Raw genomic sequence first — 14,255 nt, forward strand, 5'->3', positions numbered from 1 at the left:
CTCATGTTTTGTTACTGCAACAGCAGGCCTATCATCGTCACGAGCGCAGCAGCCCCGATCAGGTCGATCAGGCTTGTGATGACAGGGATTCCGAAGTTGTCCGGATCGAGACCGTACCTGAATGAAAGGCTCGCGGTGGCGTATGCCACGCCGTTCACCAGTGTCATGACGACCAGACCCGCCGCAAGGCTGATAGCGACCAGCATCCCGAGGCCGGGGCTGTTCAACCCCATGAGCACCGCCGCACCATGCGCGATGAGCGCCAGCAGTGGAAGCAGTATCAACGTATAGAGATAGGAAATAATAAAATGATGCACCACGCCGCGCTCAGGGAGGAAGGAGGGGCTGAGCTCGCCGGTGTGCATCCCCGTCGAGAGGCGCGACCCGAGAATACCGCCTATCGACCCGAGCCCGCCCGTGAACGGCGGGATCAGGATGAGAAAGGCCGCGATCGTCACCAGGGCTTCTAGATTGAGGGAATAGGTGAGACCGGCCAGCGTGCCGATGACACTGAGCGGGATGAGGAGAAAGACGTTCTCGCGGACGATCGCTCCGATCCGCACCGACCGGTTCCAGGTGTAGAGGATGGCAGCGAGACCGAAGACGATCGCGACTCCCCCGAGCACCAGACGTATCCAGGGCGGGAGGAACATGATGGATGTCGCGGAGAGGACGAGGATCGGGAGCGTGACGAGGTCGCCTGATGTGGTGACGGTCGGTGCTCCGATCATGTCGAGGTCGAGGCCGTAGCGGTAGCTCGCAAGGGCGATGAGCAGGGTTATCCCCATCACTACGGCCCCCGCGACGATGCCGGTGACGACCGATATCAGGACGAGGTCGGTGACTGCTATCACGGGGGACTCGAAGATGCGGCTCCCCACGTAGGAGAAGATACCGATGACGAACGCTATGAGGATGGTTATCACGAACGAGGCGCGGATGTTGTCGCCGAGAACGCTCCCCTCCTCAAAGTCGATAGAGAACTCCCCAAGGTGCATCGACGACGAGAGGCGGGAGGCAAAGACGCCGGCGATGCTCCCCCGGATATGGATGATCGAGGGCAGGAGCACCATCAGGCCGGGGATCAGCTCGAGGACTTCACTGACGGAACCGAGATAGATGCCTGCAGCGCTCAGGACAACTGCGCTGACGAGCAGGGCGCCGAGACCCGTGAGTATCAGGCGGCTCTGGCTGGATAAGCCCTGCTCCATCACCATCACCATCCATTGCACTCAACCCCGGTACGGGATCTCCACGACGGCCAGATCGGCCGGGAGGATCACGTCTCCCTCATACTGTCGCTTTGCATCGTGTATATGGTTTGCTGTAGCGGTATAACGGGAGCTTATGTGGATCAGGGCGAGCATACGGGCTTTTAAGGTCCTCGCCGCCTCGCCGGCCTCGCCTGCAGTGGAGTGCAGGACCTCGCGGGCCCGATCGCTCTCCTGGTCGTCGAACGTGGCGTCGTGGATCAGGAGGTCGGCGTCACGGAGCATCGGCGCGGCATCGGGCAGGTGCTGGATGGGGCGCGTGTCCCCGGTGTAGACGATCTTTCTGCCCGGGCGCGGTTCCCCCAGCACATCCTCGGGCCGGATATCGGTCTCCGTGCCGTCGCGGACGATGCGGACCGCTTCCCCGCGCTGGAGCCGCCCGAAGAGCGGTCCCGGCGGGACACCGAGGGCGATCGCCCGCTCGCGGTTGAAACGGCCGGGCCGCTCGTCCTCCTCCATCACGTAGCCGAGCCCGGGGATGCCGTGGAACGTCGAGAACGCCCGGACAGTGTAGCCGTTGAAAGGAACGACCGAGCCGTGCTCGAGGGTGTGGGCGGTGACCGTGAACCCGCGGGCATGGCGGTTGATCTTCTGGACCAGACTGACGAACTCCTCGACCCAGGGCGGGCCGTAGATCGGGAGCGGCTCGGTCCTTCCCGTGAACGCGAGCGTCTCGACGAGCCCGAAGATGCCGAGGAAGTGGTCGGCGTGCCAGTGGGTGACGAAGACGGCGTCGATGGTGAACCCGGTCCTGGCACGCATCATCTGCTGTTGCGTCCCTTCCCCGCAGTCGAAGAGCAGGGTATCGGAGCCCCGCCGTATGAGGATCGAGGAGGGATTACGCTGCGGCGACGGGAGCGCTCCTGCGGTCCCGAGGAAGTGGACGTGGAGGGTCTCGCCGGCTATACGAACCACTTCCTGAATGCCGCAAGGCTCCGTTTTGCCTCTTCAAGCGTCCGGCCCTCGATCACGGTCCGGCCGGAATAGTCGCGGGCGATGATCCGCCCGACCTTCTCCCAGTTGATCGTCCCGTCGCCGAGCGGCAGGTGCTCGTCCGACCGCCCGTGGTTGTCGTGGATATGCAGGTGGCTGATCGCAGGGACGTGTGCCAGGAACGCGTCGACGAGACCGTTGGTGTTCGCGTGCCCGACGTCGAGGGTGATCCCGATCCCGGCAATTCCCTCCGTGAGGCCGAGGGTCTCCTCGGGGTAGCGGCAGAGGAAGTCCTTGATGCTGATCATGTTCTCGACGCACGCGAGGACGCCGTGGTCCTCGGCGTACTTCCCGATCTCGACGAGTGCGGTCTTCTGCATCTCCCAGACCTTCTCCGGGACGAGTTTTCCCACCGGGGAGACAAAGCCGGGATGGACCGTCACCCGGTCGGTCAGCTCGGCCGCGTAGCGGATGCAGCAGCAGGTCTGCCGGATCGACTCGCGCCAGATCGGGTAGTTGAGCGACGCGAGGTTCAAGTCGCTGTAGGGAGCGTGGACGGTGGCAAGAAGGCCGGTGCTTGCGAGGTTCTCCCGGATCGCAGCGAGGTTGTCGGGATTGTCCAGACGGTACTTCCCGTCGGCGACGATCTCCCATCCGGCGTATCCGAGTTCCTCAAGACCGAAGATCCAGTCCCGCGACTCCCAGACCTTCGACGAGGAGGAGAAGTACGGGGCAAGGCTCATGCGATCCCTCCTATCCGGCAGAGGAGGCTTCTCGCCTCCGCGGCGAACGCATCGAGGCTCCCTTCGTTCACGACCCGGCAATCCGCCTGTTCGAGTGCCCGGCCGAGCCCCCAGCCGAGTTCGCGGTCGTCGCGGGCCAGGAGTTCTTCCGCGGTGAGGGTGTCGTCCGACCGGCCCCGGTTCGCGAGCCTTGCATAACGCGTCTCAAACGACGAGACGATCCCGATCAGCGTGAAGTCGGGGAAGTGCTCCCGGAACGTCGTCACCTCGTAGTCCCCCCGGATACCGTCCACCAGGACCACGGGGGCGCCCGTCGCCTCGACGGCCGGGACGGTGATCCGGGCGATTGCATCCATGCCGAGTTCCGCACGCAGCTTCCCTGCGATCGCGCCGCAGTTCGCGTCCGTCGGTTCGAGCCCGGCCAGTCTCACCTGCTCCCGTATCGCGTCCCCCATGACCACGACCGGGATCCCGAGGTCCCGGGCGATCTTCGATACCTCCCCTTTCCCGCTTGCCGGCATACCGACGATTCCAATGACCTTCATCAGGGTTTCTCCGTTGCAATTATTCTATCGTATTTGAGAACAGCGGGCCGTGCCGGTAGACCCGGACTCCTGTCACCGGTGGTGCAGGTTGTGGCGGCCGCCACAAGATCTGCATGAACGTGGGTTCCCGACGATATTATGCTTAACGTCACGGGGACGGGTCCGGGCCGGGGCCGTACCCGACCTCGCCGTCCTCTCTCGTCCGGATCCGGACGTTTCGGCCGAGGGGTGCCGCTGCCGCCTCGAGTTCCCGCCGGGAGAGGGGCACGAACCCCGCAGCAACCCCCTGCTGGAGGACGAGGTCGAGCCCGCGGGTGGCCTTTGCGATGGCGGGGAGATCGCCTTCGCGCCCCCTGAAGAGCGTGACCACGATCTCGCACGTCTCCAGGCTGCCTTCGGCCTTCGCCCGCCTGCAAGCAGCAAGCGACTGTTGCACCGCACCGACGGCGGCCACCTCCAGGAGGTCGTCGTAGCGCTCCCACGTGGTCTTGATGTCGAGCGCGATCATGTCGACGAGGTGCCTCTCAAGAAGCTCCTCGATCACCCGCGGGAAGATCCCGTTCGTGTGCAGACCGACAGAGAGCCTCATTGCGCGGGCGGCGGCGGCAAGTTCGACGAGCGCCGCCCCCTGCAGGGTAGGTTCTCCGCCGGAGAAGACCACGGCGCCTGCAAGCATGCGGGAGCCCCGGATCATCGCCACGACCTCGTCTAAGGGACGAAGGTCCTCGCCGCCCTGGAGGGGGAGGTTATGGCAGTAGAAACAGCGCGCAGGGCACCCCCGGAGAAAGACGGTGCAGGCCGCCCGCCCCCGCCAGTCGACGGTGCTGATCGGGACGAAACCACCGAAATTGACGTTCTGGCTCTTCATCGGTCGGTGTACCGGTGCTCCCCCATCGCTTGTAAACCCTGGCTTTCCGGTAAGAAACCGGACCTGAATAAGAGTAACTCAAGTTGACTTGTTGAGAGAACAAGCAAATTTTAGCCCGGATATTAAAAACGAGCCTTTATCAATCCTTTCTTCCAAATATAACGTCATGGGTCTCATAGAAGACGCCCGGCGCGGCGTCGTCACCGAGGAGATGCGGATCGTCGCAGCAGCGGAAGGTGTAACCGAAGATTTCGTCAGGCGCGGCGTGGCCGAGGGCCACATCGTCATTCCGGTCTCCCCCTACCGGAAGGTGAAGATCTGCGGTATCGGCGAGGGGCTCCGCACCAAGGTCAACGCGAGCATCGGGACGTCCTCAGATATCGTCGACGTCGATATGGAGGTCGAGAAGGCGCGGCAGGCCGAGCGTGCCGGCGCCGACACGCTGATGGAGCTCTCCACCGGCGGCGATTTCGCGGAGATCCGACGCCGGGTAGTCGAGGCGACCACCCTCTCGGTCGGGTCGGTCCCGCTCTACCAGGCCTTCATCGAGGCTGCCCGGAAACACGGGGCGGTCGTCAACATGGAGGAGGACGACCTCTTCCGGATCACGGCGGAACAGGCGAAGCTCGGCACCAACTTCATGGCGATCCACACCGGGATCAACTATGAGACGATGAAGCGTCTGCAGAACCAGGGACGGCACGGCGGGCTCGTCTCCCGTGGCGGGGCCTTCATGACCGCCTGGATGCTCCACAACGAGAAGGAGAACCCGCTTTACTCCGAGTTCGACTACCTGGTCGAGATCTTGAAAGAGCACGAGGTCACCCTCTCGTTCGGCAACGGGATGCGGGCGGGAGCAGTCCACGACGCGACCGACCGCGCCCAGATCCAGGAACTGCTCATCAACGCGGAACTCGCCGACAAGGCGCACGCCGCGGGCGTCCAGACGATCGTCGAGGGGCCGGGGCACATCCCGGTCGACGAGATCGAGACGAACGTCGTCCTCCAGAAGCGGGTCACGAACCGGAAGCCGTTCTACATGCTCGGCCCCCTGGTCACCGATATCGCGCCCGGCTACGACGACAGGGTCGCCGCGATCGGGGCGGCGCTCTCCTCCTCCTACGGCGCCGACTTCATCTGCTACGTGACGCCGGCCGAGCACCTGGCGCTCCCCACCCCCGAGGAGGTCTACGAGGGCGTCATCAGTTCGAGGATCGCCGCTCACGTCGGAGATATGATCAAGCTCAAGAAGCGCGACGCCGATCTCGAGATGGGCCACGCCCGGAGAGACCTCGACTGGGAGCGCCAGTTCGCGGTCGCGATCAACCCCGAGCGCGCCCGGGCGATCCGGGCCGAGCGGATGCCGGCCGACGCCGACGCCTGCACGATGTGCGGGGACTACTGCGCGCTGAAGATCGTCGGGCGGCACTTTAACTTCTGATACAAAGACGGGAGGGGCCGGCGAGGCGCTCCGGCCAGGCCTCATCTTTTTTCTTGCCGGGAATGCCGAGTGTAAAATTGGTTTCCGGCTTTAATCCAAGAGGGTCATACAAGAGATGGTGATGCGGCCTCACGCGAAGTGCAAGCGAAGCGAGCTCGAGCACCGTAGGAACGACGGGCCGCAGGGCCGGAGCGTGAACACCGAAGGTGTGAGCCGCGAAAGCCGCGACTTGAGACGGTTCGCAGAACCAGAGCTCGAGCACAGTCAGGTGCGAAGGGGAGTTGCAGACGCCTGTCCAGTCTTCGCGTTCTTCGCGGCTTCGCGTGAGATGTTGCGTTACCCCACTACCGGCTCACGCGAAGGCGCGAAGGGCCCGAGATTGAGGAGGCCGGAGATCTTTGAAGGGCGAGTGAAGCGAGCGTGAGCACTGTCAGGTGCGAAAGGGAGTTGCAGATACCTGTGCCAGTCTTCGCGTTCTTCGCGGCTTCGCGTGAGATTTTCAGTACAGGGGGGAAGTACAGTCTCACGCGAAGGCGCGAAGCCGCGAAGGAAAACCCGCACCATTATCCCCCTCTCCATCCACACCCCCATATGAGGACAGCCCAATGAAACCCGATAACGAAAAACTCATCAACGACTTCCTCGCCCACGCAGACGACCTCGGCGACGACATCACGGCCGACGTAAAGGAGATGCTCGGTATCGTCCCCTTCATCTTCCCCATCCTCCGGGACCGGCCCGAGGTATTCGCGCTCTCCGCGATCGCCGACTACCGGACGTCCCGGCCCGCGTCCCTCGACCCGAAGACCGCAGAACTGATCGCCGTTGCGGCCGCCGCGGGAGCGGGGGCAGAGAGCTGCCTGAAGGTGCACATGGGGGCCGCACTGAAAGAGGGCGCCTCCCGCGACGAGATCCTCGACGTTCTCCTGATCGCCGCGATGATAGGAAAGACCCGGGTCCTTGCATCCTCCCTCCGCCGGTTCAGGGAAGTCTGCGACGAGGGGCAGGCACCGGAGAGGCAGGCACCGGAGAGGTGAGTGGTGCGGCCTCACCCGGGACATGCATGCTTTATGGTGTGATTCACCAAAATTTCCTGTAATGAGCCAGACAAAGGCCGCCCTCCGCCAGCAGGCAAAAGAAGCCCGGTCCCTTCTCTCCCCTTCAGAGATTGCCGCCCATAGTGCAGCCATAACCCGGCACCTCCTCGACCTCCTCAACGGCTTCAAAACCGTCATGGCCTACGTATCCAAATCCCCGGAGGCCGAGACGAAAGACCTGATCGTCGCCTTGAACCGCCGGGGCATCCAGGTCGTCGTGCCCATCATCGAGCGGGAGACCCACGGCCTCCGCCTCTCCTACCTCCCTGACCCCTCGGTCCTGGTCCCGAGCACCTTCAACGTCCCCGAGCCGATCGGCCACGAACTGCCGGCCAGGCCGGCGGACGTCGAGGTCGTCGTCATCCCGATGCTCGCCTTCGATGCCGAAGGGAACCGGCTCGGCTATGGGGCCGGGTACTACGACCGCTTCCTCTGCCGGTATCCGCACCCGATGAAGGTAGGCGTCGCGTTCTCCAGTCAGCAGGCGCGGAGTATCCCTGCCGACGAGAACGACGTGAAGATGGATTACATCGTTACGGAAAAGGGGATTATCGAGTGCAACGGGAGAGGGGCAGTAGAAAAATATAAATAATATATCACACTTACTTATGGTAAACCTAACAGAAGGAGGTTCATCACATGACCGATACCGAATCCGTTGAGGTGACCATCAAAGAGGCGGCCCACGAAGACGCCGGACGCGGGATCGCCCGACTGAGCATCGATACCATGAAGGCGCTCGGCCTCGTCAGCGGCGACGTCGTCGAGATCGAGGGGCGCCAGAAGGCGGCAACGCTGATATGGCCCGGGTTCCCCCAGGATACCGGCAGGGCGGTGCTGCGCATCGACGGCAGCACCCGGGGCAACGTCGGGGCGGGGATCGACGACAAGGTCAGGATCCACAAGACCGAGGCCGGATACGCGAAGAAGGTGACCATTCAGCCGACCCAGCCGATCCGCCTGGTAGGCGGCGAGCAGTACCTGGCGAGGATCCTCCGGGGCCGGCCGGTCACCGAGGGGCAGCAGATCCGGGTCAGCATCCTCGGCAACCCGCTCACGTTCGTGATCGCGAAGGTGGCCCCGAAGGGTATCGCCATCGTCACCGACAGCACCGAGATCGAGCTGAAGGAGACCCCGTACGAGCCCAAAGAAGGGAAGCGCGAGACGGGGGCGGCCGACGTCCACTACGAGGACATCGGGGGCCTCGACCGCGAACTGCAACTCGTCCGCGAGATGATCGAGCTCCCGCTCCGGCACCCCGAACTCTTCGAGCGCCTCGGCATCGAGCCCCCGAAGGGCGTCCTGCTTTACGGGCCGCCGGGAACAGGGAAGACGCTGATCGCAAAAGCGGTCGCAAACGAGGTGGACGCTCACTTCATCACGCTATCGGGCCCCGAGATCATGAGCAAGTACTACGGCGAGTCCGAAGAACGCCTCCGCGAAGTCTTTGAGGAGGCCCAGGAGAACGCGCCTTCGATCGTCTTCATCGACGAGATCGACTCGATCGCGCCCAAGCGGGAGGAGGTGAAAGGCGAGGTCGAGCGCCGTATCGTCGCCCAGCTCCTCGCGCTGATGGACGGATTAAAGACCCGGGGCCAGGTGGTCGTGATCGCCGCAACGAACCTCCCCGACATCATCGACCCCGCCCTCCGGCGCGGCGGCCGGTTCGACCGCGAGATCGAGATCGGCATCCCCGACACCAAAGGGAGGCAGCAGATCTTCCAGGTCCACACGCGGGGCATGCCGCTTGGTGAGGACGTCAACCTTGACGACTACGCCCGCTCGACGCACGGGTTCGTCGGCGCCGACATCGCCCTGCTCGCAAAAGAGGCGGCAATGCACGCAATCCGCGGGATCATCCCGCAGATCAAGATCGAGGAGGAGATCCCCGCCGAGATCATCGACCAGCTCCGCGTCACGAACGAAGACTTCATCGAAGCGCACAAGCACGTCGAGCCGAGCGCGATGAGAGAGGTGCTCGTAGAGATCCCCGATGTCAAATGGGAGGACGTCGGAGGACTCGATGAGGTCAAGGCCGAGCTCGCGGAGGCCGTTGAGTGGCCGCTCAAATATCCGGAGATATTTGCGAGCCTTGAGGCCGAACCCCCCCGCGGCATCCTGCTCTTCGGACCCCCCGGGACCGGCAAGACACTCCTCGCAAAGGCGGTCGCAAACGAGAGCGAGAGCAATTTCATCTCCATAAAGGGCCCTGAACTCCTCTCGAAGTGGGTCGGCGAATCAGAACGCGGAGTTCGTCAGGTATTTAGAAAAGCGAGGCAAGCAGCGCCGTCGATTATCTTTTTCGACGAAATAGATGCGCTTATGCCGAAGCGCGGAGCTTATATAGGATCGTCGCACGTAACTGAAAGTGTGGTAAGTCAGATCCTGACAGAGCTCGACGGCCTCGAAGAGCTCAACAATGTCGTGGTTCTCGGCGCTACCAACCGCCCGGACATGTTGGACGAGGCGCTGCTTCGCCCCGGCAGATTGGACCGGATCATCTACGTTCCGCCACCCGACCGGGAAGGCAGGAAGAAGATCTTCGAGGTGTACCTCAGGAACAGAGAGATCCTCGCAAACGATGTCAACATCGAGGACCTGGTCGACAGGACCGAGGGTTACGTCGGTGCCGATATCGAGGCGCTGGTTCGTGAAGCCAAGATCTCCGCCATGCGCGAGTTCATCGCCGCAATGGGCAGGAAGAGCGAGGAAGAACGGCGCCAGGCGATCGGCAACGTGAGGATCACGAGGAAGCACTTCGAAGACGCCCTCTCCCGCGTGAGAGGCACGCTGGACATCGACCGGCTTGAGGAGAACGAGCGCCACTCCTGGCAGATCCTCTACAACCAGGAGCAGCGGTCGACGCTCGAGGAGGCCGTCTCGACGATCAACCGTGCCAGGATGCGGGAGACAGGGAAGATCGAGCAGGAAGTCAGGGATCTTACGCAGGCCCTCAAGGAGGGGGTCTATGCAAGAAAGAAAGACTTCGGCGAGATCAGGCGCCTCACGAAGGAGTTGAAGGCCAGAATCGAACGCCCGCTACCCCAGACGGCTATGGCGTTCTGACGGGAGTGCCCGGCACCCATGAGGCGCTCCCTTTCAGGGGCACCCCCCCCATCAAGAGAGAGAACGTGATGCACATGAGTGACAGTCCAGCAGATATCTTCGAGCAGCTCAACGATTTGATGAAGCGCCTCATGGAGCAGGGGCTCAAAGAGCAGGGAGATCAGAACAGACCGTTTGCCTACGGATTCAAGATCGTCCTTCACGAAGCCGGCAAGATCGAGACCCCGGCGGAGGAGAAGAAGGCCGTAGCAGCACCGGCAGAACCCTCGTCCGAGGGGACCATCGAGCCGATAGCAGAGATGTACACGACCGATGACGACGTGACGGTGGCAATCGACCTCCCCGGTGTCGAGAAAGAGACCATTCACCTGTCACTCATCAACGGTACGCTGACCATCATCGCGGGCACGAGCCAGCTGACCTCCATCGAGGTGCCGGCCGTGGATCCCGACTCCATGCGGTCGAACTACAAGCACGGCGTCCTGGAGGTCAAGTTCTCCCGGGGCAAATCGATCAGGATCGACTGAGCGTGGGAGGCCCCGCCAGCCCAATACTTTTTGTCCGGCGGACCTGCGAGGCTGGAGGCCCGGAGCAGACCGGGGCCCGGCCAGGCATACCTGCCGGCACCATCCGTCGCCGGCCCGCACCGCCGGCCCCGCCCCGGCAGCCCCCCGGAGAGAACGCGCGACGGACTTCGGAGCCCCGGTACGAAGGAGCCCCGAATCGGTGCTTATCCCGGCTGAAATAATAGACGGACCCACATAAAAATTTAGAAACGTCAAACCAGAACGAAGTATTCCCGAAATCCCCTTCGGGAGCAGATACTGCGCGGACACGCTTCGATCCGGGAGAAAAGTTGCTCCGCAGACAGACTGCCGCAGCCAACTATTTTTCAAGGCGGCAACACCTACATATACAGTAATACCTATCTACTAGTCGTAAGGGCATTTGCCCGTCAGGTAGTGGTGATTAAATGGTCAAAACCACCGTATCCGTGATCAAAGCAGATGTAGGCAGTCTTCCGGGGCACTCCCGCACCCACCCGAAGCTCCTTGAAACGGCCGCCCGGATGCTCAAGGAAGCAGAAGGCAGTATCATCATCGACTCGCACGTCACCCACTGCGGTGACGACCTCGAGTTGATCATGACGCACGCCAAGGGCGAGGACAACGAAGAGATCCACAAACTCGCGTGGAACGTCTTCATCGAATGTGCCCGGATCGCCAAGGAGATGAAACTCTACGGCGCCGGTCAGGACCTGCTCGCAGATGCGTTCAGCGGCAATGTTAAGGGAATGGGACCCGGTGTTGCCGAGATGGAGTTTGAAGAGCGCGGTTCGGATCCCATTCTGGTCTTCATGGCCGACAAGACCGAACCCGGAGCGTGGAACTACTTCCTCTACCGGATCTTTGCCGACCCCTTCAGCACGTCCGGCCTCGTCATCGACCCCTCGATGCACGACGGGTTCACCTTCGAGGTCCACGACGTCATCGCGAAGCGTAAGATCCTCTTTAACACGCCCGAAGAGTCCTACAGCCTCCTCGCCTATATCGGAGCACCGAGCCGTTACGTGATCAAGTGCGTACGGAAGAGGAACGGCATGATTGCAGCCTCCACGAGCACCCAGCGCCTGAACCTGATGGCCGGCCGCTATGTCGGGAAGGACGACCCGGTCATGGTCATCAGGGCACAGAGCGGGTTCCCCTCGGTCGGCGAGGTCATCGATCCCTTCAGGACCCCCATCCTCGTGGCCGGCTGGATGCGCGGCTCGCACCACGGGCCGTTCATGCCGGTGGGCGTCTGCGATGCAAACTGCACCGCATTCGACGGGCCGCCGCGGGTCATCTGTCTCGGGTTCCAGGTCAGCGACGGGAAACTGATCGGGCCTGCCGACATGTTCGACGACCCGGCGTTCGACCGCGTCCGCGACAGGTGCTGCGAACTATCCGACGTGCTCAGGGCCCACGGGCCGTTTGAACCGCACCGCCTCTCGCTTGAGGAGATGGAGTACACCACCCTCCCCGGCGTCGAGAAGCAGTTCGAGAACCGCTGGGAAGACCTCCCCGAGTAACCCTTTTTTCCTGGTTGATCCGGAGGCGGCAGGGCATCTGCCGGCCGTTCCCGGTGCCGGATGTGCTAAAGGTGCTAGCGGCTGCCATAGCCCAGCGGCCGTTTGTGGCAGCCACCGGTCACCAGCAGCACCTGGCGGTGCTGCGGCTCCTGCTGGCCGTTCGCGGCCACCAGTCGCCCATGCAAACCTTAATGAGTGAATATAACCACATAAGAACAGATGGTTAACGGCATTGTACTCCCCGTAAAGAAGGTTTTTTCACTCGTTGACTCTAAGATCGTCGTTGAGATCAAGGATGACGGCAGGAAGCTCCAGGGCCGGCTTGTGGCGGTGGACGAGCACTTAAACCTGCACATGGACGAGACCACCGAGTACACCGGCGATCAGCGGGGCCGCGCTCTGGGAACCGTCGTTATCCGAGGCAATAACATCCTGACCATTGCACCCCTACTCTGATACCCATGCCTGACCAGGAGGAAGAAGCACTCAAGGTCATCCAGTCCCATCGCCAGGGAGTCCTCCAGAGCGAGCTCTGGAAACTTCTTGATATCGACAGCAGGAAGTGCTCCAGGATCGTGAAGCGGCTGCTGGATGCCGGGTTGATCGAGCGGCTCGAGTTCCGCAGCGACGGCATCAAGACCTACGTTCTCCGAGCAAAGAAGCAGGCGGTCGACCCCTGCGTCATCCTTGCCGGCGGGGAGATCCTCCCGTGTATCGGGTGCGATCAGGAGTGCACACCGGAAGAGTGCGCGCTCCTCCTTGACTGGATGTACCAACTTGCTCTTGAAGAGTATCAGGAGTAAGGCATCCCATTTTTAAGAACCTGTGACCTTCGAGGATCACCTATCGGCAACTCCTGCCGGCTCGCCTCTCCCCGCACGGCGCACCCCCGCGGTGACGCGGCCTTACAGATAGTACGGCTCTGTTGAAACCCTCTCCCTGAGATCGAGCCCATTGCAGGATTATCCATACATCTTGACTCACGCGAAGCCGCGAAGAACGCGAAAGAGGCTGTCAACACCCATTTCAGGCTTCGCGCCTTCGCGGCTTCGCGTGAGGTCACACCAGTACCCTCTCCACGTAACTGAGTGTTCTCTAGAGGGTGTAGACCATTTCAACAGAGCCGATAGTACAGATGCCGGAAGTCCTCGGAAGATCTTGCAAGAGCGACACCCGGCCGGTCGGGACGGCTCTCCCCGAAGAGAGGAGCCTTCCATTCGCCGAACTCGTAAAAGAGGAGGGATATGACAGCCCTCAGGACGGGACCATCTCATCGAGGGCATTCTTCTTCCGGCAGACGGCGTCGATAACGCCGTGCTGCACGTTGTAGAAACTGTGCGGGACATCGATCTCGCACTCGAGGTCGATGACCGTCTCTTCGTCGCCCCCGGTGCAGAGGGTTACGGAGTCCCTCTGGAACGTGACGTACGGGGCACCCTGTGCGCGGGCATCCACCACCGCGGTGACATAAATGCAGTCGTCCCCTTCGACCACCTCGACGTCGGAGACCTCGTCCTCGTTATCCCCGGACGGGTCGGGGTATGCACCCTCAGGGGAGCCGCTGATGATGGTGAACCCGATGATCTTCGGGTCCTGGAGTGGCATCTCGCTCAAGATCCGCTCCATCAGCCGCGCGATATTCTTGAACATCTCGTCGTATGGATTATTCGCCATGTGTACCACGTATCCGGTATCTGTCGTTGACTCGTTCGACAAACCCCATCTGCATGAGGCTGCCCAGTCTCTGTTTCAGCTCATCCGTGGACAGGCTGCTCACTTCCTCGAGTTCCACGATGGTCAGGTCGACGTGGGAGAGGGGGAGAAGGATGGCGTCCAGGTCCCTGTCGTCGACGGCGACGATCTCCCTCGTGCGCACGATCTCGTTGAATCTCGATTCGATCTCCCGCTCCAGTTGTTCGAGGTTCTCCAGAAGTTCTTCACGAGCCCGGACCATTCTTCCAAGCGCCGCGAGGTTCCTCGTGAATCGTGCTCTCTGGTCCCCCACAACGGAGGGGAGCGTAACCCCGTCCTGCTTCTGCAGGTTTACGATGACATTGATGTCATGGGAGAGGTAGTAATACTTTCGCCTGCGCTCGTCCTGGCAGGAGATGAGGAGTTCTTCGCGCTCCATCATCTGCAGATGTTCGATCACCGCCTTCGGACTGAGCACCAGGCGCTCGGAGATCTCGGTCACGAAACACGGCTTCTGCCTCAGCAGCT

At 62.2% G+C, this 14,255-nt stretch carries 15 protein-coding genes; 8 read left to right on the forward strand and 7 right to left on the reverse strand.

What is annotated here, in order from left to right; all coding sequences use genetic code 11:
* Window positions 1-11 precede the first annotated feature (11 nt).
* From F8E02_RS11215 to F8E02_RS11235, 5 genes are all read right to left on the reverse strand, one after another.
* Complete coding sequence (locus tag F8E02_RS11215; RefSeq protein WP_317065666.1) at window positions 12-1,223, reverse strand: magnesium transporter; 1,212 nt, start codon at window positions 1,221-1,223, stop codon at window positions 12-14.
* 9 nt (window positions 1,224-1,232) lie between these two features.
* Window positions 1,233-2,186, reverse strand: coding sequence for a ribonuclease Z (gene rnz, locus F8E02_RS11220; RefSeq protein WP_317065667.1), 954 nt, complete (start codon window positions 2,184-2,186; stop codon window positions 1,233-1,235).
* Window positions 2,174-2,947: a sugar phosphate isomerase/epimerase family protein gene (locus F8E02_RS11225; protein ID WP_317065668.1), complete on the reverse strand. Its 774-nt coding sequence runs from the start codon at window positions 2,945-2,947 to the stop codon at window positions 2,174-2,176. Before F8E02_RS11225 ends, rnz begins: the two co-directional genes overlap by 13 nt.
* Window positions 2,944-3,492 carry a dephospho-CoA kinase gene (locus F8E02_RS11230; protein WP_317065669.1) on the reverse strand — a complete coding sequence of 183 codons (549 nt, stop codon included), beginning with the start codon at window positions 3,490-3,492 and terminating at the stop codon, window positions 2,944-2,946. The genes F8E02_RS11225 and F8E02_RS11230 overlap by 4 nt, the downstream gene beginning before the upstream one ends.
* A gap of 148 nt (window positions 3,493-3,640) precedes the next feature.
* Window positions 3,641-4,360, reverse strand: a complete 720-nt coding sequence (locus F8E02_RS11235; protein WP_317065671.1) for an anaerobic ribonucleoside-triphosphate reductase activating protein — start codon at window positions 4,358-4,360, stop codon at window positions 3,641-3,643.
* A 166-nt stretch (window positions 4,361-4,526) separates the two neighbouring features.
* Here F8E02_RS11235 and thiC point away from each other — a divergent pair, with 166 nt between their 5' ends.
* From thiC to F8E02_RS11275, 8 genes are all read left to right on the forward strand, one after another.
* Window positions 4,527-5,801: a phosphomethylpyrimidine synthase ThiC gene (thiC, locus tag F8E02_RS11240; RefSeq protein WP_317065672.1), complete on the forward strand. Its 1,275-nt coding sequence runs from the start codon at window positions 4,527-4,529 to the stop codon at window positions 5,799-5,801.
* Between the two features lie 605 nt (window positions 5,802-6,406).
* On the forward strand, window positions 6,407-6,838 hold the full coding sequence (locus F8E02_RS11245; RefSeq protein ID WP_317065674.1) for a carboxymuconolactone decarboxylase family protein: 432 nt from the start codon (window positions 6,407-6,409) through the stop codon (window positions 6,836-6,838).
* Between the two features lie 61 nt (window positions 6,839-6,899).
* Entirely contained in the window at window positions 6,900-7,490 is a 591-nt protein-coding gene (locus F8E02_RS11250; RefSeq protein ID WP_317065675.1) for a 5-formyltetrahydrofolate cyclo-ligase, read from the forward strand.
* Window positions 7,491-7,537: 47 nt separating this feature from the next.
* Window positions 7,538-9,964, forward strand: coding sequence for a CDC48 family AAA ATPase (locus F8E02_RS11255; protein WP_317065676.1), 2,427 nt, complete (start codon window positions 7,538-7,540; stop codon window positions 9,962-9,964).
* A gap of 74 nt (window positions 9,965-10,038) precedes the next feature.
* Window positions 10,039-10,491 (forward strand): Hsp20/alpha crystallin family protein, encoded by a 453-nt coding sequence (locus F8E02_RS11260; protein ID WP_317065677.1) that lies wholly within the window; start codon window positions 10,039-10,041, stop codon window positions 10,489-10,491.
* Window positions 10,492-10,937: 446 nt separating this feature from the next.
* Window positions 10,938-12,035: a fructose-1,6-bisphosphate aldolase/phosphatase gene (fbp, locus tag F8E02_RS11265; protein ID WP_317065678.1), complete on the forward strand. Its 1,098-nt coding sequence runs from the start codon at window positions 10,938-10,940 to the stop codon at window positions 12,033-12,035.
* Window positions 12,036-12,254: 219 nt separating this feature from the next.
* Window positions 12,255-12,491: an LSM domain-containing protein gene (locus F8E02_RS11270; protein ID WP_292384544.1), complete on the forward strand. Its 237-nt coding sequence runs from the start codon at window positions 12,255-12,257 to the stop codon at window positions 12,489-12,491.
* Window positions 12,492-12,496: 5 nt separating this feature from the next.
* Window positions 12,497-12,838: a helix-turn-helix transcriptional regulator gene (locus F8E02_RS11275; protein ID WP_317065679.1), complete on the forward strand. Its 342-nt coding sequence runs from the start codon at window positions 12,497-12,499 to the stop codon at window positions 12,836-12,838.
* Window positions 12,839-13,289: 451 nt separating this feature from the next.
* Here the strand turns inward: F8E02_RS11275 and F8E02_RS11280 are convergent, their stop codons facing one another.
* Together F8E02_RS11280 and F8E02_RS11285 are read right to left on the reverse strand one after the other, a co-directional pair.
* Window positions 13,290-13,709, reverse strand: coding sequence for a hypothetical protein (locus F8E02_RS11280; protein WP_317065680.1), 420 nt, complete (start codon window positions 13,707-13,709; stop codon window positions 13,290-13,292).
* Window positions 13,699-14,229, reverse strand: coding sequence for an ArsR family transcriptional regulator (locus F8E02_RS11285; protein ID WP_394357931.1), 531 nt, complete (start codon window positions 14,227-14,229; stop codon window positions 13,699-13,701). Before F8E02_RS11285 ends, F8E02_RS11280 begins: the two co-directional genes overlap by 11 nt.
* Window positions 14,230-14,255 lie beyond the last annotated feature (26 nt).

Source organism: Methanoculleus caldifontis, from assembly GCF_032842345.1.
GTDB classification, from domain to species: domain Archaea; phylum Halobacteriota; class Methanomicrobia; order Methanomicrobiales; family Methanoculleaceae; genus Methanoculleus; species Methanoculleus caldifontis.